Origin of the sequence: Vibrio anguillarum (assembly GCF_003390515.1) — a bacterium.
In the GTDB taxonomy this organism is placed as follows: Bacteria; Pseudomonadota; Gammaproteobacteria; order Enterobacterales; family Vibrionaceae; genus Vibrio; species Vibrio anguillarum.
On sequence record NZ_CP031479.1, the window covers coordinates 2,617,306 to 2,643,409 of the forward strand.

A 26,104-nucleotide genomic window follows, 5' to 3' on the forward strand; every position below is an offset into this window, starting at 1 on the left:
GAATCACTATGAGCTATCGAATTGACTTTGCGGTACTCTCAGAACAGAAGCAATTTTGCCGTTTTGGTTTAACGTTCCATAACTTAAGCGATCAAGACCTAAAAGACTGGTCGTTACATTTTGTGATTGATCGCTTCATTCAGCCAGACAGCATCACCCATGGCAACGTAGTGCAAATAGGCAGTTTCTGCTCATTAACGCCAGATATGACCGTGCTTGCTGCAAACTCACATTTTTACTGTGAATTTAGCATCAAAACCGCCCCTTTCCATTTTTACACTGATGGCGTAAAGCACGCTTTTGTTCAATGCAATGGTGAGCAACCGCTCGAACGTCATGATGTGATCGTAACTCCGATTGCTCTCGCCTCGCCTTATCGTGAGCGCAGTGAAATACCCGCAACAGAAGCCGCGAGCCTCAGTCTCATTCCATTACCAAACAAGATTGAATCCGGCACAGGGCATTACACCTTAACAACTTCGAGCCAAATTACCTTGCAATCCACGTGCGCTGAGCAAGCTGCGACTTGGTTACAACAGGAACTCAACCGTATATTTGATTTTCAGCCCAAACCCATTGGTAGCGCTGATATTATCTACCGCACTAACCCGACCTTTGACGAGGGCGCGTATCAACTCAACGTCGATCGTACCGGCATTCGCTTAGAGGCGAGTGGCCATCAAGGCTTTATGTATGCTAGCGCGACCCTGTTGCAGTTGATTCAAGTTCAAGATCAATCGTGGTTAGTCCCCTGCGTCAAAATCAGTGATGCGCCACGCTTTAAGTACCGAGGCATGATGCTCGATTGTGCGCGCCATTTTCATGGAATCGAGACAGTTAAGCGGCTTATTAACCAATTAGCGCATTACAAATTCAATACGTTCCATTGGCATTTGACCGATGACGAAGGATGGCGTATCGAAATTAAAGCACTGCCACAACTCACCGACATCGGTGCATGGCGAGGGGTTGATGAAGTGCTCGAACCTCAATACAGCTTGTTAACGCAGCGCCACGGTGGTTTCTATACACAACAAGAGATCAAAGAGGTTATCGCATACGCTCAAGAGCGTGGTATCACAGTGATCCCTGAAATTGATGTTCCCGGACATTGCCGCGCCGCGATCAAATCTCTGCCTCATCTGCTGACCGATAAAGAGGATCAATCACACTATCGCAGCATTCAATATTATAACGATAACGTCCTCTCCCCCGCCCTTGAAGGTACGTATGAGTTCTTAGATATCGTCTTGCAAGAATTCTCTGAGCTATTTCCATCCCCCTTTATCCATATTGGTGCCGACGAAGTGCCCGATGGGGTCTGGATTAACAGCCCTAAATGTCAACAACTGATGGCTGATAATGGCTATACCGAGGCCAAAGAATTACAAGGACACTTACTACGTTATGCCGAACAAAAACTGCGTACGCTTGGCAAACGCATGGTCGGCTGGGAAGAAGCGCATCATGGCAATAAGGTCAGTAAAGATACTGTTATCTACTCTTGGCTTTCTGAAGCGGCGGCATTGAACTGCGCGAAACAGGGGTTTGATGTGATTTTACAACCCGGTCAGTACACGTATCTGGATATTGCTCAAGATTATGCACCAGAAGAACCGGGCGTTGACTGGGCAGGTGTTACCCCATTAGAAAAAGCCTATCGCTATGAACCTTTAGCCGAAGTGCCCGAAAACGATCCACTCCGTAAGCGAATTCTCGGTATTCAGTGCGCTTTATGGTGTGAATTAATCAATAACCCACAGCGTATGGAATACATGATTTACCCACGCTTAACTGCACTCGCCGAAGCAGGATGGACCCATAAAGTGCATCGTGATTGGCAAGATTATCTGTCACGGCTCAAAGGACATCTGCCTATGTTGGACAAGCAAGGCATCCGTTACCGAGCACCATGGAAATAAACACAACACTTGGAGTCGGCATTACCTCTCCTTGGTTTTCACTAGCATAATTTTTGGCTGCAAAAGACGCAGTTTGTTTAAAAGGAAATGACAATGAAATACGGCTATTTCGATAACGACAATCGTGAATATGTCATCACACGCCCTGACGTTCCAGCGCCTTGGACCAACTACTTAGGGACAGAAAAATTCTGCACCGTGATCTCTCATAACGCGGGCGGTTACTCTTTTTACAATTCACCAGAATATAACCGTGTTACCAAATTTCGCCCGAACGCTTCTTTTGATCGCCCGGGGCACTATGTTTACTTACGTGACGATGCAACTGGCGACTATTGGTCTATTTCTTGGCAACCCGTAGCAAAAAGCTTAGAAGAAGCGAAGTATGAAGTCCGCCACGGCCTCTCTTACTCCAAATTCAAATGTGAATACAGCGGCATTACTGCCACTAAAACTCTCTTTGTACCGAAAGGCGAAGATGCTGAAATTTGGGATGTCGTCATTAAAAACGATTCCACTGAGACTCGCACTATCAGCGCTTTTTCGTTTGTTGAATTCTCTTTTAGCCACATTCAATCCGATAACCAAAACCATCAGATGTCGCTTTACTCTGCAGGTACCGCTTATCACGCGGGTGTGATTGAGTACGATCTTTACTACAACACCAATGATTTCGAAGGCTTTTACTACTTAGCCTCGACGTTTGATCCAGATTCTTATGATGGACAACGCGATACCTTCCTCGGCTTGTATCGTGACGAAGCCAATCCCATTGCAGTAGAACGTGGTCACTGCTCGAACAGCGCGCAAACCTGCTACAACCATTGCGGTTCGCTGCACAAACAATTTGTGATCCAACCGGGTGAAGAAGTTCGCTTTGCTTATATTTTGGGAATTGGTAAAGGCAATGGCGCGCGTTTGCGTGCTAAGTACCAAGACTTGGCTAATGTCGATGCCGCTTTTGCTGGGATCAAAGCGCATTGGGATGAACGTTGTGCGAAATTCCAAGTAAAATCACCGAATGAAGGCCTTGATACCATGATCAACACTTGGACGCTTTATCAAGCGGAAACGTGTGTGGTGTGGTCTCGCTTTGCCTCTTTCATTGAAGTGGGCGGTCGTACTGGCCTTGGTTACCGTGACACGGCGCAAGATGCCATTTCAGTACCGCACGCAAACCCGAAGATGACCCGTAAACGCTTGGTTGATCTGCTTCGTGGTCAAGTCAAAGCGGGCTATGGCCTACACCTATTTGATCCTGACTGGTTTGATCCAGAAAAAGTGGATGTCAAACCATCAAAATCGCCAACCGTTGTACCAACACCAAGTGATGAAGATAAGATCCACGGCATTGAAGATACGTGTTCTGACGATCATCTCTGGCTCGTTCCAACCATCTGTAAATACGTGATGGAAACGGGTGAAACATCCTTCTTTGATGAAGTGATCCCTTACGCCGATGGTGGCAATGCAACGGTTTACGAACACATGAAGGCGGCGCTTAACTTCTCGGCAGAATACGTGGGGCAAACAGGTATCTGCAAAGGCTTACGCGCTGACTGGAACGACTGCTTGAACTTAGGTGGTGGCGAATCATCTATGGTTTCTTTCCTTCACTTTTGGGCGCTGCAAGAGTTTATCGACCTTGCAAAATACCGTGACAATGCAGAGGATGTTGCGAAATATACCGAAATGGCGGCGAACGTACGTGAAGCTTGTGAAACTCACCTTTGGGATGAAGAAGGTGGCTGGTATATCCGTGGCCTGACGAAAAATGGCGACAAGATAGGAACCGCTCAGCAAACTGAAGGTCGAGTTCACCTTGAATCAAACACACTCGCCGTCTTATCGGGCGCAGTGTCGCAAGAGCGTGGTGAAAAAGCGATGGATGCCGTTGATGAGAATCTATTCTCCGAATACGGTCTACATCTGAACGCACCTTCCTTCTCAACCCCTAATGATGACATCGGTTTCGTTACTCGTGTTTATCAAGGTGTTAAAGAAAATGGCGCTATTTTCTCACATCCAAACCCTTGGGCATGGGTTGCAGAAACGAAGCTTGGCCGTGGTGATCGAGCCATGAAGTTCTACGACGCATTAAACCCTTATAACCAAAACGACATCATTGAAAAGCGCGTTGCCGAACCTTACTCATACGTGCAGTTCATTATGGGACGAGATCACCAAGATCACGGCCGTGCAAACCATCCATGGTTAACAGGTACGTCTGGTTGGGCCTACTTTGCCGTCACCAATTTCATTTTGGGTGTTCGTGTCGGTTTTGATGGCCTCGTCGTAGACCCATGCATTCCTACTAATTGGCCTGGTTTTGAAGTCACTCGCCAATGGCGCGGCGCGACTTACAACATCACAGTGCAAAACCCGAACTCCGTCAGTAAAGGGGTGAAAACAATCACAGTGAATGGCGAAGCAGTAGAAGGCGTGATTCCTGTCATGGCACAAGGCAGTGTCAACGATGTAGTGGTTATTCTCGGTTAACGCGATTTGAGCCTCAGCGCGAAGGAGCTGAGGCTCAACATTCGTCCCACAAGGATTTTATTATGATCAAATTTGGTACAGGTGGCTGGCGCGCCTTTATTGGTGAAGAGTTTACCAAAGACAACGTCTGTCTAGTGGCTCAATCACTTGCCAACATCATTAACCACGAAAATGTGGCTAACAACGGGTTCGTTATCGGCTACGACCGCCGCTTTCTTTCTGACAAAGCCGCACGTTGGTTTGCGCAAGTCTTAGCAGCGAATGGCGTGGTGGTAAGTTTTATCGATAAGTTTGTTCCTACCCCTATTGTGATGTTCAAGGCCAAAGAGATGAATTGCGCCTATTCGGCGTGTATTACGGCATCCCACAACCCTGCGGACTACAACGGCATCAAAGTGTTCATTGAAGGTGGACGAGACGCTGATGAGGTGATCACGCAAAAAATTGAACAACAAATCGCGTCACTGACGCTTGCCGATGTAAAACACGTCGAATTTGAACAAGCGCTGCAAGATAAATCGATTGTCATCATCAATCCAATGAATGAGTTTGTCGATTCAATCATCAACTTTATCGATATTGAAGCGATCAAAAAAGCCAACCTGCGTGTGTTGATTGACCCTATGTTTGGCGTCGCGAAAAATGCATTGCAGACGGTTCTGATCAATGGCCGCTGCGATGTGGATGTGATCAATGATGGCAAAAACCCCGATTTTGGCGGTTTAATGCCTTCCCCTAATGCAGCGACTCTTTATCGTCTCAAACATTTAGTGGCCGCAGAAGGTTACGATATTGGGATAGGTACCGACGGCGATGCAGACCGACTTGGTATTATTGATGAGAAAGGCAACTTCATCCATCCTAATGAAGTACTGATCCTGCTTTACTACTACCTGCTTGAATATAAGGGTTGGAAAGGATCCGTGGTGCGTAACATCGCCACCACCCACCTGCTGGATAAAATTGCCGCTGACCACGATGAGAAAAGTTTTGAAGTCCCCGTTGGCTTTAAACACATCAGCTCACAAATGGAAGCGGATGATTCACTGATTGGTGGTGAAAGCTCCGGCGGTTTAACCATTCGTGGACACATCAAAGGTAAAGATGGGGTTTTTGCATCGAGTTTGTTGGTTGAAATGATCAGCGTGACAGGTAAAAAACTCTCCGAATTACTGGGGGAAATTTACGCGAAATACGGTTACGCCTACACCGCAGAAGGTGACTGCAAATTTAAAGCCGCACAAAAAGAGTCGTTGTATAACAAAATTTACGTTGAGAAACAGTTGCCTCAATTTGAGTATGAGATTGAGAAAGTCAGTTACGAAGACGGAGCCAAAGTCTACTTTAAAAACGGCGGCTGGGTTATTGCTCGTTTCTCTGGCACTGAACCATTGCTACGCATTTTTGCTGAAATGGCGGATAAAGACACTGCAGAACGTGTTCTTCAACAGGTGAAAGATTTTCTATCGTTATAGCTTTTACCCACTTCGACTCAAATTTGAGTCGCTATACCCGCACAGTATGAAGAGGTTGTAGGTATATCGATGAAGAACACTTGCCCGGCGTCATGCCGGGCTTTTTTTAAAAAGCCAACACACCTTGCGTATCAATGCTGACTGCAACATTTTGCCCGACGCTCAACGGCTGTGAAGAACTCGCCAGCAACTTACTGCCATACGCATCAATCACATAACGGCAGTGATCGCCCATAAATTGCTGCTCTAACACGCGGACTTTGCTCTCTTGCTGCGCACTAATTTGAATGTGTTGTGGCCGCAGTAGTAATTCGCATTTGGCTTCAAGCTCAATGGGTTGCTGAGCTTTGGCGTCAACCACACCTAAATCGGTCTCAAATTGCCATTCTGAAATTCGTTTGGCGCTTAAATAACTTCCACCACCCAAGAAATCGGCCACAAATTTACTCGACGGTTGGTAGTACAGCTCTGATGCGGTGCCATATTGCTCAATCACACCGTGGTTCATTACTGCCATTTTATCAGCAAAAGCAAAAGCTTCTTCGCGGCTATGGGTCACAAAAATAGCCGTCACACCCTGCTTTTTAAAAATGTTGCGAATTTCACCGATCAACTCATGGCGAACTTGGGTATCGATGTTGGAAAACGGCTCATCAAGCAGTAGCAGATCCGGTTTATACGCCAAGGAGCGAGCAATCGCCACTCGCTGCTGCTGCCCACCCGATAGTTGATGAGGATAACGATCTCCCAGCTCAGCTAAGTGCACTAACGCCAACATCTCTTCGACTTTCGCTTTGCGCTCGGTTTGAGAGAGTTGACGCAATCCAAACGCGATATTTTCCGCAACAGTTAAGTGAGGAAACAGCGCATAATCTTGGAAAATCATCCCTATGTTTCGCGCTTCCGGTGGCAACCAATGTTGACCATCATCAATCGTTACACAATTAAGGCTCATCACCCCAGAGCTAAGCGGCAGCAAACCCGCAATAGCTTTCAATAAGGTCGTTTTCCCACAACCACTTGCTCCTAATAAACAGACGATTTCTCCCTGTTTGACTTCCAGCGACAGTGATTGTAAAACCGTTTGGTTTTCATATTTGCAAGTCAAATCATGAATAGACAGCGCACAACTCATCAGTGATTTTGCTCCAGTGAACGGTTAACGACGATAAGCGGAATTAAACCAACCGCGACCAAGAGTATCGCAGGCAAAGCAGCCACTTCTAATTGTTCATCCGATGCGTAGTTATAAACATAGGTCGCCAAGGTTTCGAAATTGAACGGACGCAATAACAAAGCGGCATTCAGCTCTTTCATTGACTCAATAAACACCAACAACCCAGCGATAAGCGTACCACGGCGGATCAATGGCAGATGAACTCGCCACAGCATAGCGTTCGATCGATAACCCATAGTTCGAGCCGCCATATCCAAAGAAGGTGAGACTTTATTGAGGCTACTTTCTATGCTACCAATCGCCACGGCCGAAAAACGCACCACTAAAGCAAAAATAATAGCAAACATCGAACCAGAAAAGATAAGACCCGGTCGCCCCCATTGCATCGCTTTAGCAACATCATTGACCCAATGATCCATAAACAGCACCGGAACCATCACACCAATCGCTAGCACGGTTCCGGGAACCGCATAACCCATAGAAGACAAGCGCATAAAGGCTAAAGTCACCCCATTGGCGTTCAACCGATGGCAAAAATTCACGACCAAAGCAATCAACACCGCCACCAGCGCTGTCGTCAACGAAACCGTTAAGCTATTGATCGCAAAGTCTTGGAACTCCGAAGTCCAACTTTTCGCAAAATAGTGATAAGCGAATGAGACCAACTGCAATAAAGGCAGAAGAAACGCGAGCGCAACTAGCCCCCAACACCAACACAAAGCGGCCCATTTTTTCCACCCTTGCAACTGATAGCGAAAATCTTCATGGCTGTTAAATTGGCTTTGAAATAATTTCTGTTTACGACGGCTATAGCGCTCTGCGCTCAGCAGTAATAATACAATCACCAACATGATGGCGGATATTTTCGCTGCCGCATTCAAATTAGAATAACCGAGCCAAGTGTCATACACCGCAGTCGTTAGGGTATTAACGGCAAAGTAACTCACCGTACCAAAATCACCCACCGTTTCCATCGCCACTAAGGAGAGGCCAACCGCCATCGCGGGCCGTGCAAGCGGTAGTGAAATCAGACGAAAACTCTGCCACGGAGAGCATTTTAATAGACGAGCGGATTGCAATAAGGAGACGTTTTGTTCCATGAATGCTGCACGGCACAGTAGGTAAACATATGGGTACAGCACCAGCGCAAGCACAATGCTTGCCCCGCCCAAACTGCGAATGTCGGGAAACCAGTAATCACCTGCGCCCCAGCCAGTAAGATCTCTAAGTAACACTTGCACTGGGCCTGCGTAGTCAAACCAACCGGTAAAGATGTAACCAATAATGTAGCCGGGCATCGCAAGTGGTAACACCAAAGCCCATTGTAAAATGCGTTCGGTAGGCAGCTTACACATCGCCATTAACCAAGCAGTGGGAATGCCAAATAGCAAAGAAAGCCCCATCACACTGAACGTTAATACGACGGTATTAAAGGTATAGGTGGGCATCACGGTTGACATGAGATGAGAAAAAACCTCATCACTTTGTCCCGCAGCGGTAATAAAGATGGCTAAGATCGGCAAAACCAGTAGCACAGTGACACTAGCACTACTGGTTTTCCATAATGTATTTTTTTCTTTCATTGCCTAATTACAATAAGGCTTACTGACACATAAATGCGTTTGCAAATACATCTCATGCACCTTCAATAGAATAGGGGCACTGTTATACCCCTAGAACCGATTAAAGGTCAAATTTCACTTCATCAAGCAGCTTAATTGCCGCGGCATGATTGTCGGCAATTTTTTCGAGCGGCAGTGGATCCGCTTTAAAATCACCCCATGAAGCGACTAGTGCAGAACGCTCAACACCTGCTTTTACCGGGTATTCAAAGTTGACGTCAGCGTACATGTGCTGTGCTTTATCGCTGGTCAAAAACTCCATCAGCTTAACTGCGTTTTCTTTGTTAGGCGCGTACTTCGCCATCGCCATACCACTCACGTTAACATGCGTGCCTTGCGCATTCTGACCTGGGAAGTTGATGTAGACAGCTTCAGCCCATGATTTTTGCTTCTCATCAGCTAACATTTTCCCTAAATAATAGCTATTACCCAATGAGACATCACACAAACCTTCTTTAATCGCTTTAACTTGGTCACGATCGTTACCTTGAGGCTTACGTGCTAAATTGGCTTTGACACCTTCAAGCCAAACTTTAGTGCTCGCTTCGCCTTGCTCTGCAATCATGGATGCAACCAGCGCCACGTTGTAAGGGTGCTTACCACTACGAGTACAGATTTTGCCTTTAAATTCAGGCTTCGCGAGGTCAGCGTAGTTGAAGTCATCACCCAGCTTGCCTACGCGATCGCGTGATGAGTAGACGCTACGGGTACGTATTGTTAGTGCAAACCACTCATCTGCGCTATCACGATATTGGGCGGGAATGTTAGTTTCAATGGTTTTGTTATCCACCGCTTGGACTAAACCTTTTTCAGATAACTCAAAAAGACGGCTAAATTCTGAGGTTAAAATCACGTCAGCAGGGCTGTACTCACCCTCTTGTACCAATTTCTCAGCAATCCCTTCTTTCGCAAACTTCACATTCACTTTAATGCCCGTTTGTTGAGTGAACTCTTTAAACATCGGCTCAATCAAAAATGGTTGGCGGTATGAGTAAACGTTGACCTCCTCTGCCGCCATCGCGCTCGGAGCCATCACACTACATGCCATCGCAGACAGAGTAAGCAGTTTCTTCATTTCTAGTTCCCTTTAAAATTGGTAATGATAATGTTTATCAGTTTCGTTATTATATTGATGATAGATTGAAAAACAATTCAATCAATAAAAAAACCTGCCTTAATCGGCAGGTTTTTAGGTAGGTTATCTGTAAGAAAATATTACTTTATTGTCACGAATTCTGGGTAGGCCCCTACCCCACAGTCGTGCATATCCATCCCTTCTAATTCTTCTTCTTCCGAAACTCGAATGCCTATCGTTGCCTTCAGGATGCCCCAAACCACAAGGCTTGCACCAAATACCCAAGCGAAAATCACTGCGGCTCCAAGTAGTTGAGCGCCAAAGCTCGCATCAGTATTGCTGATTGGCACAACCATTAAACCGAACAAACCACATACGCCATGTACTGAAATTGCGCCCACAGGATCGTCAATTTTCACTTTATCAAGGGCTATAATGCTAAACACAACCAACACACCCGCTACAGCACCAATCGCTACCGCATACAGTGGTGATGGAGAGAGAGGATCAGCGGTAATAGCCACTAACCCGGCCAACGCACCGTTGAGTACCATGGTTAAATCCGCTTTACCCCAAGTGGTTTTACACACTAATAGAGCCGCGATAGAACCCGCTGCTGCAGCGGCATTGGTGTTGAGGAAAATCTGACCCACCGCTGTCGCGTTTTCAAAATCAGACAGCATTAGTTGTGAACCGCCGTTAAAACCAAACCAGCCAAACCACAGGATAAATGTACCCAAAGTCGCAAGTGGCATGTTGGAGCCCGGAATAGGGTAAATTTCACCATTTTTACCGTATTTACCTTTACGTGCTCCCAACAAGATGACCCCAGCTAGCGCCGCCGATGCACCCGCTAAGTGAACAATACCAGAGCCGGCAAAATCACTGAAACCGGCAGCTGAAAGAAAGCCCCCCCCCCAAGTCCAATAGCCTTCCATTGGGTAAATGAATGCGGTCAAAATGACGGAAAAAATAAGGAACGACCACAATTTCATTCGCTCAGCGACAGCGCCAGAAACCACCGACATCGCGGTTGCCACAAACACCACTTGGAAGAAAAAGTCTGATTCAAGGGAGTGATCCGCGCCTTCTGCTTGGCTACCTATCAAGGAGCCGAATGAAGGCAGCCAGCCTGCTTCTGCGTTATCAACATACATAATGTTGTAACCAACCACTAAATACGTGGTACAGGCAATCGCGTACAAACAAAAGTTTTTGGTTAAAATTTCAGTGGTGTTTTTAGAACGAACTAAACCCGCCTCTAGCATGGCAAAGCCAGCTGCCATCCACATCACCAACGCACCCGAAATCAAGAAAAAAAACGTATCGAGTGCGTAACGTAGCTCTGTTACCGTTGCTGCTAATTCCATAATGGTTATCTCCAATCCTTTGAATCTTTACAGTGCTTCACTGTCCATTTCGCCAGTACGAATACGCACAGCTTGGCTGAGGTCATACACAAAAATTTTTCCGTCACCAATTTTTCCGGTGTGCGCCGCTTTGATAATCGCCTCTATCACGCGATCGACATTTTCAGCTTGTGTCGCTATTTCTAATTTCACTTTAGGCAGAAAATCGACTTGATATTCCGCTCCTCGGTAGAGCTCGGTGTGCCCTTTTTGGCGACCAAAGCCTTTCACTTCGGAAACCGTCATCCCTTCGATGCCGACATCGGCCAAAGCTTCACGCACATCGTCTAACTTAAATGGTTTAATTATCGCGTTGATCAGTTTCATTGCATCCTCTCACAAGCAGTAGTCCGTTTACGATCAATACAATCCAAGCTGCGTGCCAACTTTTTAACTTAATGATTTTAAAAGATTTGCAACCATTTCTTATGCCAAAAAGAAAAGGGTTGCACAAATGAGGTGCAACCCTTTCCCACAAATAAAGCGAAGTGTTTAATCTTCACCAGTTTTGTGCAGCGCTAAGTGAAGTCCGCAGGTGAGTAACGTACAAATTCGCACCACTGCTTGATCATCAAAGCAAAATCATCGATGCCGCAGCTTGCGGTGCTTTCACAATCGTAAAAATCAAACTCACTGTCACTATCAAGCGCTTCACCATGCGTCAAAACATTGGCCTGAACCGTGACCTCATCGGCAAGAATCATTACGCTGATCTCCTGCCCCTCAAGCGTCTGCTCTTGATTAAATGCACGTTTCGATGCTGCCATTAGCGCAATAACTTGATCTATTTTGGGAAGATCGTTGCTGATCTCCTCTTGTAGCCAACGGCCAATAATTTCGTGCCCCATCGAAAAAGAGCAGTAATAGCTCCCATCTAGGGTGTTTTTTTTAAATTCGTAGTCCATCGGGTTCTCGATATTGGTGCTTGGGGATACGGATAACTTTGTTATTATCGGTGATTATGGCTAACGAAACCACTTGAGATTATGCAGATCACAGAAACCACCGCACGCCAGATTGTAGAAAGAGCGATGAAGATCATCACTTATTCAGTCAACGTAATGGATGAAAAGGGACGCATTATTGGCTCAGGTGATCCCACTCGTTTACACCAGAAACACGAAGGGGCGATTTTAGCCATCAATGAAAATCGAGTGGTTGAAATTGATCATGCCACCGCCAGTTACCTAAAAGGCGTTAAACCCGGCATCAATTTCCCCATCATTTATCAACAACGGGTGATCGGCGTGGTTGGAATTTCCGGTAACCCAACGGAGGTTCATCGTTATGGCGAACTGGTCAAAATGACGGCGGAGCTTATCGTTGAACAAGCTGCACTGATGGCACAAGTACAGTGGAATAAGCGCCACCGTGAAGAGCTGCTATTACAACTAATTCAAGGTGCAACTCTCAATGAAACACAGCTCAATTCAATCGCCGAACGATTAGGGCTCGACCTTTCCCAGCCGCGTATCGCTGCCGTGGTCAAATTGATCCCAGATAACGATACCGCCTTATCGCTAGAACACTTACAGCAGTTAGTGCATCTGCTGGAATACCCTGAACGGGACAATTTGGTGGGGATCATTTCAGTTTCTCACAACGAAGTAGTGGTTTTAAAACCCATCTCACTCACCGAAAAAGGTTGGTCACAAGAGGCCGAAACTAAACGAGTCAATCAACTGTTGAAGCGAGTGAAAAAAGAGGGAAAATTCACCATCAAAATTGCACTAGGTGATTATTTTCCAACGCTCTCTGGGCTGGCTCAATCTTATCAAACCGCCAAGTTGACGATGCAAGCCTCCCACCATAAACAGGGAGACGTCTTCTTTTATCAAGATGATAAGTTACCTGTACTGCTCAATAGCGTACAGCATGAGCCATGGAGCCGCGAGCAGTTACGCCAACCCTACACCCTGCTGGAACGGTATGATACTAAGGGAATATTAATTAAAACCCTCCGCCATTATTTTGAGCAAAACTGCGATGTTCATCAAACTTGCCAAGCACTGCATATTCACCGTAATACCTTGCGCTATAGGCTTGAAAAAATTGAGCAAGTAACCGCTTTAAAATTCAATCAGTTAAATGACATTACTCACCTTTATTTGGCTTTATCTTGCTTCAAATAAAAACATAAAGTTGTGCATTTGCACAATTAATCAGTCGTATCAAAGCCAGTAATCTGTGCAATAGACTGAAGACTCTTTTATTTTTGCTCCCTATATTGCAGCCAATCACTGATAAAAAATATGGATATAGAAGATGATTGAAGTTTCAACTCTCGGAGCTCTGGCCGCATTAGTCGTGGCTATCACGCTCATTCTAAAAAAAGTACCACCCGCCTATGGCATGATCATCGGCGCGTTGGTCGGTGGCGTGATCGGCGGTGTATCGCTGACCGACACCGTTGCTCTGATGATTGGTGGCGCACAAGGCATTGTGACCGCGGTGCTACGCATTCTTGCAGCAGGTATTTTAGCTGGTGTATTGATTGAATCAGGCGCTGCCACTTCCATTGCAGAAACCATAGTGAAAAAGGTTGGAGAAACTCGCGCTTTATTTGCCTTGGCCTTAGCAACCTTAATTTTGACTGCGGTCGGCGTGTTTGTCGACGTGGCAGTAATCACCGTATCTCCTATCGCTCTGGCGATCGCTCGCCGTGCCGATCTCTCCAAGGCGGCCATTCTGCTAGCGATGATTGGCGGCGGTAAAGCGGGTAACGTAATGTCACCTAACCCTAATGCGATTGCCGCAGCCGACGCGTTTAACGTGCCACTTACTTCTGTAATGGCGGCGGGTATTATTCCTGGGATCTGTGGACTTATTGTGGCTTACTTGATTGCCAAACGTTTAGTCAATAAAGGAAGTAAAGTCTCCGCCAGTGAAGTCGTTGCGGTGGATCATTCTAGGCTACCCCGCTTTAGCTCAGCGATCATCGCACCATTAGTGGCGATTGTGTTACTCGCACTACGCCCTATCGCTGGCATCAATGTGGATCCTTTAATTGCACTCCCATTAGGCGGATTAGTCGGTGCGGTAGTGATGGGACGATTTGCAGACACTAACCACTTCGCGGTTTCAGGTTTAACACGCATGGCTCCGGTTGCGGTTATGCTGCTTGGTACTGGTACTTTAGCCGGCATCATCGCCAATTCAGGTCTTAAAGGCGGTTTAATCGAAGTACTGACCGCTTCTGGGTTACCTTCTTACCTGCTTGCACCGATCTCAGGTGCAATGATGTCACTGGCGACCGCTTCCACCACCGCAGGTACAGCCGTTGCCTCCAGCGTCTTTAGCTCCACTATACTCGAGCTAGGCGTACCTGCGCTGGCAGGAGCTGCCATGATCCATTCAGGTGCGACCGTACTTGATCATATGCCACACGGTAGTTTCTTCCATGCCACGGGCGGAGCGGTACATATGGACATTCGTGAGCGTCTCACCTTAATTCCTTATGAATCGGCAGTAGGTTTAGTGATTGCCTTCATTTCTGTGATGATTTTTGGCGTATTTGGTCTGTTTGTTTAACGCAGTTAAGGTGTTAAAAATGAAAATTGTTATTGCTCCAGATTCTTATAAAGAGAGCCTAACGGCAATGGAAGTCGCCACCGCGATAGAGAATGGATTCAAACAAGTGTTGCCCGATGCGCACTACATTAAGTTACCGATGGCTGATGGCGGCGAAGGGACGGTCCAATCACTGGTTGATGCCACTAATGGATCGATTGTTACCACAACGGTGACGGCGCCGCTAGGTGAGCAAGTCGAGGCTTTTTATGGCTTAATGGGTGATGGTAAAACAGCGATCATTGAGATGGCGGCCGCATCTGGCTTACACCTTGTGCCGCCAGAGCAACGCAACCCAATGAACACCACCAGCTACGGTACTGGTGAGCTGATTAAAACCGTGCTCGATCAAGGTGTTGAACACATCATCATCGGCATTGGTGGTAGTGCAACCAACGATGGTGGCCTCGGCATGGCGCAAGCCCTCGGCATTCAACTGCTTGATTCAGATGGCAATCCATTAGGCTTTGGGGGCGGTGAATTGTCGAAACTGGCCTCGATTGATCTCACACTACTGGACCCACGTTTAGCCCGCATCAAACTGGAGGTCGCCTGCGATGTCGATAATCCACTGTGCGGCGTACAAGGCGCTTCGCACGTCTTTGGCCCACAAAAAGGAGCAACACCCGAGATGGTCGCGCAACTTGATGCCAACCTTGCTCATTATGCAAACATCATCAAAACGCAATTAGGTCGTGATGTTAAAGAGATGCCGGGTGCTGGCGCGGCAGGCGGTTTAGGTGCGGCGCTGGTTGGTCTACTAGGAGCGAGCCTTCGTCCGGGCATTGAAATTGTGATGGATGCCGTGAACCTTAGCGATGTGGTAAAGGATGCCGATTTAGTCATCACTGGGGAAGGACGCATTGATAGCCAAACCATTCACGGTAAAACGCCAATCGGTGTTGCGCGCACTGCCAAACTTTTTTCCGTGCCAGTGATCGGCATTGCAGGCTGCTTATCAGCAGACTGCGCCGTTGTTCACCCACATGGCATTGATGCGGTATTCAGTGTCGTTCCACGCTCGGTCGACTTGCCTACAGCCCTTGCCGAAGCGGCGCAAAATGTAGAAATGACCGCGCGTAATGTCGCGTGTGTTTTTAGCTTGTCTTACAGGCAATAACTATTTCGCTGAATACCATATGACGTTCACACTCATTTTAACTCCATTGACAGAACAACGTTATAAATTATGGGGCAAGTCATTGTTGGCGGATGCAGCCACCGATCGAACTTAATCTAATGTTATTTCAGCATTGAGTGAGAAGCTAGAATGGTAAAAAGCCACCGAATCGGTGGCTTTTTTATTAGGAGGTTAGCTTGGATAGCTCTTACACCGCTTGCTGGACAATCACACTGTCTGCTTTTTTAGTGTATTGCGCCATACGATGGAAGTTGAGGTAGCGATAGGTATCAGCTGCAGTTGCGTTGATCTGCTTCGCGTACTCTAGGTACTCTTCCAGTGTCGGAATGCGGCCTAAGATGGCACCCACGGCCGACAGCTCTGCCGAAGCAAGGTAAACATTCGCGCCGGTCCCTAAACGGTTCGGGAAGTTACGGGTCGAAGTCGACATGACGGTCGCTTTATCGGCAACACGCGCTTGGTTACCCATGCATAACGAACATCCTGGAGTTTCAATGCGTACCCCAGCGCGACCAAAGATGCCGTAATAGCCCTCTTCGATAAGCTGATCTTTGTCCATCTTAGTCGGTGGCGCAACCCACAAACGCGTATCTAACTGACCATTGAACTTCTCAAGCAATTTACCTGCCGCACGGAAGTGACCAATGTTGGTCATACAAGAACCGATGAAGACTTCATCAATAGGCGTACCTTGTACATCAGAAAGTAAGCGCGCATCGTCTGGGTCATTTGGCGCACATAAAATCGGCTCTTTAATCTCAGCAAGATCAATCTCAATCACATGTGCGTATTCTGCATCACTATCCGCTTGCATCAACTCAGGATTGGCTAGCCACGCTTCCATCGCCGTAATGCGACGCTCAATAGTACGGCGGTCACCATAACCTTCGGCGATCATCCACTTCAACATAGTGATGTTAGAGTTGAGGTACTCTTCAATTGAGGCTTGTGACAATTTAACCGTACAACCCGCCGCACTGCGTTCTGCCGAGGCATCAGAAAGTTCAAACGCTTGCTCAACCGTTAAGTGCTCAACCCCTTCGATTTCTAGCACACGGCCAGAGAATTCGTTAATTTTCCCCGCTTTCGCCACTGTAAGCAGGCCTTGCTTAATCCCGTAATAAGGAATCGCGTGCACTAGATCGCGCAGCGTGATGCCCGGCTGCATTTCACCTTTGAAACGCACCAAGACAGATTCTGGCATATCCAGTGGCATCACACCCGTTGCGGCCGCAAAAGCAACCAAGCCAGAACCGGCTGGGAATGAAATGCCAAGCGGGAAGCGTGTATGCGAGTCACCACCAGTACCGACGGTATCAGGTAACAACATACGGTTTAGCCATGAGTGAATAACGCCATCACCCGGACGCAGTGAAACACCGCCACGGTTCATGATGAAATCAGGCAAGGTATGGTGGGTATTCACATCGACAGGCTTTGGATAAGCCGAGGTATGACAGAAAGATTGCATGACTAAGTCAGCAGAGAAACCGAGACACGCCAAATCTTTCAATTCATCACGTGTCATCGGGCCAGTGGTATCTTGCGATCCAACCGTGGTCATTTTAGGTTCGCAGTAAGTCCCCGGACGAACACCCGTCACGCCGCATGCTTTACCGACCATTTTCTGAGCCAGTGTATAACCTTTGCCTGTATCAGCCACTGCAACTGGGCGACGAAATACTGTTGACGCTTCTAAGCCTAGTGCTTCGCGTGCTTTATCCGTTAAACCACGACCAACGATCAGTGGAATACGGCCGCCAGCGCGCACTTCATCAATCAATACATCGGTTTTAAGCTTGAACGTGGCAAGCACTTCGCCAGTGTCGTGGTTACACACTTTACCTTCAAATGGGTAGACATCAATCACATCACCCATGTTGAGCTTGGTAACGTCAACTTCAATCGGTAACGCACCGGCATCTTCCATGGTGTTGAAGAAGATAGGTGCAATTTTACCGCCGAGCACGTAGCCACCCGCGCGTTTATTAGGCACAAATGGGATGTCGTCACCCATAAACCACAAAACAGAGTTAGTCGCGGATTTACGAGACGAGCCTGTACCGACCACATCACCCACGTAGACTAGCTGATGGCCTTTCTCTTTTAGAGCTTCGATTTGAGTGATAGGGCCAATGCTGCCTGCTTTATCGGGTTGAATGCCTTCACGTTCATTTTTCAACATAGCTAGTGCATGCACTGGAATATCTGGGCGTGACCATGCATCTGGCGCTGGTGACAAATCATCAGTATTGGTTTCGCCAGTAACTTTAAATACGGTTAGCGTGATCTTCTCTTGAAGCGCCGGTTTTGAAAGGAACCATTCTGCGTCTGCCCATGATTGCAGCACTTTTTGTGCATGTGCATTACCCGCTTTTGCTTTCTCTTCAACGTCATAGAACGCATCAAACATCAGTAGAGTACGCGATAGTGCATCAGCCGCAATCGGTGCCAGCTCAGCATCATCAAGCAATGAAACTAGCGGCTCGATGTTATAACCGCCTTGCATAGTTCCGAGTAGTTGCGCAGCTTTTGCGCGGCTCACTAACGGTGAAGAGACCTCACCTTTAGTTATGGCGGTTAAAAAGCCCGCTTTAACATAAGCGGCCTCATCCACACCGGGAGGAATTCGATTTTCAAGGAGATCAAGCATGAACGCTTCTTCACCTTGAGGGGGATTTTTCAACAGTTCAACAAGTCCTGCGACTTGTTCAGCATTTAGGGGTCTAGGAACAACTCCTTCGGCAGCACGCTCTGCGACGTGTTTACGGTAGGCTTCAAGCACGACTTTTTCCTCTCATTGCGGTTTACCCCATTATTATTGACATGATGGGCAAACATCCTTGGAAACTTGGCTCTCCATTGCCAGATATTTTTATGTAATCAGCGGCAGAGAGGCCAAACTGTGGGACGAAGAATAGCAAATTTAACTTTAAATTAAAATCTTATCATTTTGACCAACATAGCAACTTAAGACTAAAGTTCTATGATTTTTGAGTCACTTACCGCCCACTTTTCAGCTCAATTCTCGCTAAAAGGTAGTGCCAATACTCAAGTATATCGAATCAAAATTATCTTCGGTTCGACCATAAGCAAACATAATCGGTCCAATCGGCGAATCAACACCGGCAAACACCGATCCCGCACCGTATAATGGGGCGGTATCAAAGCTTAGATCAGGATCAGACCATACACCGCCGTATTCTATTGATGCACCGACATAAAATGGGGAACTGAACAGGCCAAAGTCATTATCAAACCAGCGATAACGATACACCAAACTGGTGAACGCTTTATTCTGTCCAATCAAGCTGTTACGAGGAATACCAGATAAATTTAAGAAACCACCAATGGATTTAGGGTTTATCGGCTCACTAGAATTTTTACTTTGTACCACACCGTAATCAAGATTACCGACCAAAGTATGCCTGCCAAGGCTATAAGCAGCGATCAATTCACCGGAAAATTCATACACGGTATCGTTTGATTCAAGATCGGAAGAGACGCCAGAAACTTTATCGTGCGATGCAAGATACTCAAGATCAAGATAAACACCATGGGTAGGCAAGCTGAAGTCATCTAAGGTATCAATGCGGTAGTTAGCAAACACACCAGCACGGGTGTAATCCATATTTCCCATGGATGGCCAATTTGAGACTTCAGCCTCCCCGTCGGTATAGCGGATCCCTACCTTAAACTCTCGCCATAATTTATCTTGATAACCAAGCGACAATTCTCCAATCCATTCTAAATACGCGATCGGTAAATAATCTTTACTGGCTTCTAGACTGGTGTCATCAAACCCTTGCATTGGCTTATTACGTTTATCATTGCTAAACGTGACCAAGGCAGAGGTAAACGCTTTTTGCCCTGAGAACAGAGGAGAAAAAAGCTCCGCTTCGATGATCTTATCGGTGCCCATTTCTAGATTGAAACGTAATTCAGAACCAAACGAATTTAAGTTAGTGAAATTAGAAGAGATACCCAGCGCATACTGACTATCCGTATGAAAATCATCTTCTAAGAAAAAGCGAAAATTGAGGTAATTTGGCCCCCAAGATTTCTCTTTTACATCGATGACCAGTTGGTTCTTTCCTTCAAATTCTCGGTATTCATAGGTCACTAACTCAAAGCGATCCAATGCATAGAGATTTTCGACCGTCGCTTCAATCTGCTCGGTTGATAGCGGTTGTCCTGTCTTTAAATGTAAACGGTTTTTTAACAATTGATCGCTGTAATGACTGCGGTTGTTGAGTACGATTTCATCAACCTTTACATCATCGCCATAAATTAAAGCCCTGCGGCGAGCTTGTTTTGCTTCCACATAACGTTGATAACTAGCACTCGATAATGACAACGAAGCCAATACCGATTGGTTCGCCATTGCGATATCGTACCCTTTCCTATAAGCCGTAGGCATTTTATCAAATTCAGTGGTTTCCATACTGCCGACATCAGGGCGTAAAAATACATCTCGCTCATTCAATAAACGTGCTTGTTTTTGAGTGCTTCTTTGTACGAGATAGTTGGAAAGCTGATCGGCTACCGTCAAAAAGGTGGTGAAAGCTTCTTGGTTTTTGTAATCGGTACTGATATCGATCGCGATAACAATATCAGCCCCTAAGGCACGTGCAACATCAACAGGCATGTTATTGGTCACACCGCCATCGACTAACCAACGACCATCAACTTCGTAAGGTGGCAGTGCTCCGGGTACTGACATACTCGCCATCATCGCATCCACTAAATAGCCACGATCCAGCACCACTTCCTCAAGAGCAATGATATCAGTTGCTACCGCGCGATAAGGAATAGGCAGTTGATCAAAGGACTGAAATTCAGAGAGATTGCCCGACGTTTCTCGCAAAATACGCAACATATTCTGCCCTTGCACCACACCGCGTGGTGCGCGGATCTCCCCCCAACGCAGTCCAAGGTCGGTGGTCAGTTGATAGCGGTCTTCGTACTCTTTATCCCGAACACGACGTTGGCTACGGTTGACCCGGTCACGATAACCTTCATTCCAATCCACGCTGTAAATTAAACTTTCAATTTCATCGGCGCTCATACCACTGGCATAGAGGCCGCCCACATAAGCGCCCATGCTGGTACCAGTAATGAAATCAACGGGGATGCGCATCTCTTCCAGCGCTTTGAGAACGCCAATGTGCGCTGCACCTTTTGCCCCTCCTCCCGCAAGAACGACGGCAACTTTAGGGCGCGCAGCACTGTCCAGCATAGGTTTTTCAGCTTGTGGCTCATCAGCCACCGCGAAAGTCGCAGGAAACATGAATACCAAGAACAATAAGTTACTTAAAAACTGTTTCACGACTCTTCCTTAAATCCCTTTGAAATCAATTCAATATAAACTCCCCCAGCTACCACTGAAAGAGATTTTTTAACCATTGTCCTGGTTGTTTATCACAGCTCTGTTTCAATGCGCCGTTTTTATCCCACATGGGCAGTTTAAATTCGTTGTGACAATCTTGGACTAATTCACCCTCGGAACTGGTTTTAAAGCCAATCGTAGTAATGCCTTGCGGCCAAGGAAGAAGTAATTTTTCCGGGATCCGATGTTGTAAATATTCCGCGTACACCCGTAATGCACCACTCGAACCCGTAAGTTTGATCGGCTGATTATCATCGCGGCCAAGCCAAACCGTGGTGACTTCACGACCATCCACCCCGACAAACCAACTGTCGCGGCTATCGTTAGTGGTACCAGTTTTCCCCGCCAATGCCGCCCAAGCGAACTGATTATTGAGATAGCGCCCGGTCCCTTCAAGTACTCCTCGCTTCATCGCATAAGTTGTAAGCCACGCCGCTTGCTGCTCAACGGCTTGGGATACTTTGGGAATTGATTGATAGAGCACATTGCCCTCTAAATCCAATACCGAGCGCAGCGCCGATAAGGGCGCTTTTTTACCCGAGTTGGTTAAGGTTTGGTACATCTGCGCCACTTGATAAGGCGTCAGAGAGAACGCGCCAAGAAACATCGACGGTACAGGACGGATCTCCTCTTTGTTGACACCGAGCCGCACCAAAGTGTCAGAAACTTGTTCAATCCCAAGCTGCATGCCCAATTGTACCGTAGGCACATTAAGTGATTTAGCTAACGCGAGATACAGCGGCACTTCACCACGGAACTGACGATCAAAGTTGCGCGGTGACCACACTTCACCTTTGTTCCCTTTGAGTGTGATGGGTTTATCGATAAGCGTGCTGGCTAAGTTGTATTTATCTGGCTGTGCGAGTGCGGTGAGATAGACCGCTGGTTTGACTAACGAGCCGATAGGACGGCTTGCATTTAAAGCGCGGTTAAAACCGTCATAACCGGTCTGTTTACCGCCAACCATGGCACGGATCTCACCACTGGTTCGATCAACAGCGATCGCTGCGGCTTCTAAGTTTTTCCCCGCCGTTTTGGAAAGCACTGGAATTTGTCGATCAATCGCCAGCTCCAATTTGGCTTGCGAAACAGGATCGAGCGAGGTAAAAACGCGCAAGCCAGTATCCGCTTTGAAGGTCTCACCCACTTTCTCTTTCAGTTCAATTTTTAACTGCTGAAAATACGCTGGTTGCCGGCTGGCAATGTGAGGATGCTTTTGCACATCTAACGGTCGACTGGCCGCTTGTTCAAACTGTTTAGCCGTCAAAATATCTTGCTGCATCATCAGCTTTAAAACCAAGTCGCGACGCTCTTTAGCACGTTCAGGGTAACGCGCAGGGTTATAATAAGAAGGCCCTTTAACCATGCCCACCAACAACGCTAATTGATCAATGCGCAATTCTTGTAATGGTTGACCGAAATAAAGCCGTGAGGCGAGGCCGAAACCGTGAATCGCCTCACCGCCACTTTGCCCTAAATAGACCTCATTTAGGTAGGCTTCTAAAATGCGATCTTTACTGTAGCGATAGTCGATAATGAGCGCCATATAAGCTTCACGCACTTTACGCCATAAGGTTCGATCGCTAGATAAGAAAATATTTTTTGCCAGCTGTTGAGTTAACGTGCTGCCGCCTTGCACGGTGCGCCCAGCCTTAATGTTGGCCACTAAAGCACGGGCAATCGCAAATGGAGAGATGCCATCATGTTGATAAAAATAGCGATCTTCGGTCGCAAGCAACGCATCCACCATCACTTCAGGAAACTGATCACGACGTAGAAATAGCCGCTGCTCATCGTTGCCTTTTTCAAGCATGCCGAGCATTTTGGGCTCAATACGCACGTAACCTAAATCCCCTTTTTGCTCAAGAGATTGGATACGAACTAAACCGCTGTCATTAAAATGGAGCATCACATGGCGGTCAGGCTCAGGGCCATCGGCAAACTCAAAAGGGCGGCGGATGATCTCAATTTTGCTTGATGATGAAGAGTACTCGCCAGCATAGCGTGGCTGGTTCACTTTGCGATAGTTGAGTACATCAAGCTCATTGCGCAGCTCTTGCAGCGGGATGTCATCACCGGGTGCTAAATTCAAAATGCGTGCATACACGACGGTCGGTAAATCAAAAAGCTGGCCTTCGAAGCGTTGTTTAACCACGCTATTTAAGTAAATACCAACAAACAACAGCACCGCAGCCAGTGCAAGGCTCAGTTTCCAGCCAATACCCCACACAATTTTCCACCATGCTTTGCGTGGCGCTGAAGGCTTCTTAGCCGGGCGACGTGAAGGTTTTTTTACGCTATTTTTTTGAGTGCCCGTAGGCTTTTTCTGGGTTGTCATTGTGCTAATTGCCGCTTAGTTTTCGTCGTCGCTATGTGGTTGGCAGGATCATCAGGCCAAACGTGTTTTGGGTAACGCCCTTTCATCTCTTTTTGTACTTCTTTATAAGCGCCCTGCCAGAAACCGGCGAGATCTTGAGTTACTTGCAAAGGTCGCTGCGCAGGTGAGAGCAGTTCCATCACCACTTTTTTGCGCCCTTGAGCGATGGTAGGGGAATCTTGCTCGCCAAACATCTCCTGCATACGAACCGACAGCATCGGCTCCACGCCCAGTTGATAACGAATGGCGGCTCGATTACCTGTGGGTAGCGAGTGGTGAGTTGGAAGCCAGCGATCAATCTCTTGGTTTAATGGCCAACCTAAATAGGCATTGAGTGCATCAAGAAGCGGTACTTTCGCTAACGCTTTGACCGATTTTACTCCGACTAAATAGGGGGCTAACCAAATTTCAAGATCATCAAGCAGCGCTTGTTCCTCGACAGCAGGCCACGCCGCTTCCGGTAGCCATTGCGCAGCGCAGCGTATGCGCGTTAATAAAGCGCTCGCCGCTTCGCTCCACTGTAATACCGATAGCCCCTTGCGACGGACATAATTGAGCAAGGCTTGCGTCATTTTTTCATGAGCAGGCTCTTGCAGTGCTTCACGCTCAATGACCAATTTACCGCACAGAGTTAGCCTTTCCGCGCACAGTTTCCCTGCTTTCTCATCCCAATCGACTCGTTCTTGTGTACTAAATAGCTCTGGAAAATAGGCTTGCAGTGCATCAATGTCCAACTCTGTCGCAACAAAGATTTGACTCGCTTGTGAGCCGCTGCGCATTAAATCCACCACCACTAAATAGTGCGCGCCCGCGAGGCGTTCATCGTCACGCATTTGCGCGCCGTGACCATTCGCCAGTAAAAACTGCCCCCGTTGCGACTCGCTGCGACGCTGGGCAATGCGATCGGGAAAAGCCAAACTCAGCACCAACGCCAGCAATGATTCATCCACTTTTTTTAGCTGAAATTGGCCACCGAGTGCGCGCGCAAGCATCGTGGCACGCTGATGTAGGTTTTGTGTTTTAGGGTGAGTCGCTTGCTGCCAACGCATTAAGCTATGTTGTAAATCCAGCACATTGCGCTCAGGCTCTTCTAATAAAGCGGTCACAGCGAGCGCCGTATTGAGCATTGAATCACTCGTTTCATGGGCTTTGAGCAGCATGCTCACCAGCCTTGGTTCCACACCAAGTGACTGCGCTTTTTTACCCAATGCGCTGAGCTGCTGTTTGCTGTCCATCAAACCAAGCGTATGCAATAGACTCCAAGCTTGCTGCATCGCTGCTGGTGGTGGAGTATCCAGCCAAGGCAAATCGTTGACCGACACCACACCCCACTGCGCAAGCTCCATCGCCAAAGGCGCTAAGTCACTGTGCAATATTTCCGCGCTCGGCACTTGGGGTTGCTGCTTATATTGTGCTTCGCTGTAAAGGCGCAAACAGATACCAGGTTCTAGGCGTCCGGCGCGCCCCGTGCGTTGCTGCGCCGATGACTGGGCAATTTTCACTTGCTCTAAACGAGTGATGCCCGTTTTAAGATCAAACTTCGCTATCCGCTCTAGCCCTGCATCCACCACTAAGCGTATCCCCTCAATGGTCAGCGATGTTTCGGCAATATTAGTCGCTAGCACAATTTTCCGTTTGCCTGCTACTGCAGGCGCAATCGCTTTTTGCTGCGCTTGTAGACTCAACTGCCCGTATAAAGGACAAATATCAAACTCATCGGCTAAGTGTGCGAGCTGCTGTTCAAGCTGTTTAATGGCTGAAACGCCAGGTAAAAATGCCAGCAGAGAGCCACTTTCAGCTCGCATCAAGCCTTCAATCTGTTTGCTCATCGTCGGCACAAGATAATCATTGGCTCGCAGCGGTGCATAGCGCACTTCAACTGGATAAGCGCGACCTTCAGATTGCACATAAAGCGCTTGGGGTAATAATGACTGCAATGCCAGTTGATCTAAGGTTGCCGACATTACGACGATTTTAAGATCTTCTCGCAGCGCTGATTGCACTTCCAAACTCAATGCGAGAGCCGTATCCGCGTGAATACTCCGCTCGTGATACTCATCGAAGATCAAGAGATCGATGCCGCTTAGCTCAGGATCGGTTTGGATCATACGTGTCATGATCCCTTCTGTCACAATTTCAAGCTGCGTCGCTGCGCTGACTTTACTCTCACCACGCATACGATAGCCGACGGTTTGCCCAACACTCTCACCTAATTGCTGTGCTAAATAGCAAGCAATACTGCGCGCCGCCAAACGACGCGGTTCAAGCATGATGATCTTACCCGTGAATAATTGCGCTTTTAATAGCTGTAACGGGAAGTGGGTCGACTTACCCGCGCCAGGAGCGGCTTTGACAATCATCTGTGGGTGAGCTTGTACTCCCGCCAGCAGCTCGGGCATCACAGCTTGAATGGGCAATTGTGACAATGTGCAATCCTTATGGTTAAAT

16 protein-coding genes are annotated in these 26,104 nt (G+C 47.3%); 6 read left to right on the forward strand and 10 right to left on the reverse strand.

The window, feature by feature from the left end; genetic code table 11:
- Positions 1–8: 8 nt before the first annotated feature.
- The 3 genes from DD616_RS15070 (at position 9) to DD616_RS15080 (ending at position 5,896) form a co-directional block, all read left to right on the forward strand.
- The gene (locus DD616_RS15070; protein WP_208871877.1) at positions 9–1,922 is read left to right on the forward strand and encodes a beta-N-acetylhexosaminidase; all 1,914 of its coding nucleotides are present in this window, start codon (positions 9–11) and stop codon (positions 1,920–1,922) included.
- 93 nt (positions 1,923–2,015) lie between these two features.
- On the forward strand, positions 2,016–4,421 hold the full coding sequence (locus DD616_RS15075) for a glycoside hydrolase family 94 protein (protein ID WP_094147072.1): 2,406 nt from the start codon (positions 2,016–2,018) through the stop codon (positions 4,419–4,421).
- 62 nt (positions 4,422–4,483) lie between these two features.
- Positions 4,484–5,896 carry a phosphoglucomutase/phosphomannomutase family protein gene (locus DD616_RS15080; RefSeq protein ID WP_013857648.1) on the forward strand — a complete coding sequence of 471 codons (1,413 nt, stop codon included), beginning with the start codon at positions 4,484–4,486 and terminating at the stop codon, positions 5,894–5,896.
- 106 nt (positions 5,897–6,002) lie between these two features.
- On the opposite strand, the gene DD616_RS15085 is transcribed toward DD616_RS15080, so the two are convergent.
- The 6 genes from DD616_RS15085 to DD616_RS15110 form a co-directional block, all read right to left on the reverse strand.
- Positions 6,003–7,031 (reverse strand): ABC transporter ATP-binding protein, encoded by a 1,029-nt coding sequence (locus DD616_RS15085; protein ID WP_017048375.1) that lies wholly within the window; start codon positions 7,029–7,031, stop codon positions 6,003–6,005.
- Positions 7,031–8,656: an ABC transporter permease gene (locus tag DD616_RS15090; RefSeq protein ID WP_096036011.1), complete on the reverse strand. Its 1,626-nt coding sequence runs from the start codon at positions 8,654–8,656 to the stop codon at positions 7,031–7,033. Before DD616_RS15090 ends, DD616_RS15085 begins: the two co-directional genes overlap by 1 nt.
- 100 nt (positions 8,657–8,756) lie before the next feature.
- Complete coding sequence (locus tag DD616_RS15095) at positions 8,757–9,770, reverse strand: Fe(3+) ABC transporter substrate-binding protein (protein ID WP_013857651.1); 1,014 nt, start codon at positions 9,768–9,770, stop codon at positions 8,757–8,759.
- Between the two features lie 140 nt (positions 9,771–9,910).
- Complete coding sequence (locus DD616_RS15100) at positions 9,911–11,140, reverse strand: ammonium transporter AmtB (RefSeq protein WP_026029024.1); 1,230 nt, start codon at positions 11,138–11,140, stop codon at positions 9,911–9,913.
- A 27-nt stretch (positions 11,141–11,167) separates the two neighbouring features.
- Positions 11,168–11,506, reverse strand: a complete 339-nt coding sequence (locus tag DD616_RS15105; RefSeq protein WP_010317537.1) for a P-II family nitrogen regulator — start codon at positions 11,504–11,506, stop codon at positions 11,168–11,170.
- Between the two features lie 191 nt (positions 11,507–11,697).
- A complete protein-coding gene (locus DD616_RS15110; protein WP_010317535.1) occupies positions 11,698–12,084 on the reverse strand; it encodes a YacL family protein in 387 nt (128 codons plus the stop codon).
- An 81-nt stretch (positions 12,085–12,165) separates the two neighbouring features.
- On the opposite strand from DD616_RS15110, the gene DD616_RS15115 reads away from it, so the two are divergent.
- The 3 genes from DD616_RS15115 to DD616_RS15125 all read left to right on the forward strand — a co-directional run bounded on the left by DD616_RS15115 (position 12,166) and on the right by DD616_RS15125 (position 15,869).
- Positions 12,166–13,311, forward strand: a complete 1,146-nt coding sequence (locus DD616_RS15115; protein ID WP_017048371.1) for a sugar diacid recognition domain-containing protein — start codon at positions 12,166–12,168, stop codon at positions 13,309–13,311.
- A gap of 133 nt (positions 13,312–13,444) precedes the next feature.
- A complete protein-coding gene (locus DD616_RS15120; protein WP_013857655.1) occupies positions 13,445–14,710 on the forward strand; it encodes a GntP family permease in 1,266 nt (421 codons plus the stop codon).
- A 19-nt stretch (positions 14,711–14,729) separates the two neighbouring features.
- On the forward strand, positions 14,730–15,869 hold the full coding sequence (locus DD616_RS15125) for a glycerate kinase (RefSeq protein ID WP_094133032.1): 1,140 nt from the start codon (positions 14,730–14,732) through the stop codon (positions 15,867–15,869).
- A 208-nt stretch (positions 15,870–16,077) separates the two neighbouring features.
- Here the strand turns inward: DD616_RS15125 and acnB are convergent, their stop codons facing one another.
- The 4 genes from acnB to hrpB all read right to left on the reverse strand — a co-directional run bounded on the left by acnB (position 16,078) and on the right by hrpB (position 26,082).
- Positions 16,078–18,675, reverse strand: a complete 2,598-nt coding sequence (gene acnB / locus DD616_RS15130) for a bifunctional aconitate hydratase 2/2-methylisocitrate dehydratase (protein ID WP_013857657.1) — start codon at positions 18,673–18,675, stop codon at positions 16,078–16,080.
- Positions 18,676–18,921: 246 nt separating this feature from the next.
- The gene (locus DD616_RS15135; protein ID WP_208872331.1) at positions 18,922–21,180 is read right to left on the reverse strand and encodes a patatin-like phospholipase family protein; all 2,259 of its coding nucleotides are present in this window, start codon (positions 21,178–21,180) and stop codon (positions 18,922–18,924) included.
- Between the two features lie 88 nt (positions 21,181–21,268).
- A complete protein-coding gene (gene mrcB, locus DD616_RS15140) occupies positions 21,269–23,617 on the reverse strand; it encodes a penicillin-binding protein 1B (protein ID WP_208871878.1) in 2,349 nt (782 codons plus the stop codon).
- Entirely contained in the window at positions 23,614–26,082 is a 2,469-nt protein-coding gene (gene hrpB, locus DD616_RS15145; RefSeq protein WP_208871879.1) for an ATP-dependent helicase HrpB, read from the reverse strand. Before hrpB ends, mrcB begins: the two co-directional genes overlap by 4 nt.
- Between the last annotated feature and the right edge of the window lie 22 nt (positions 26,083–26,104).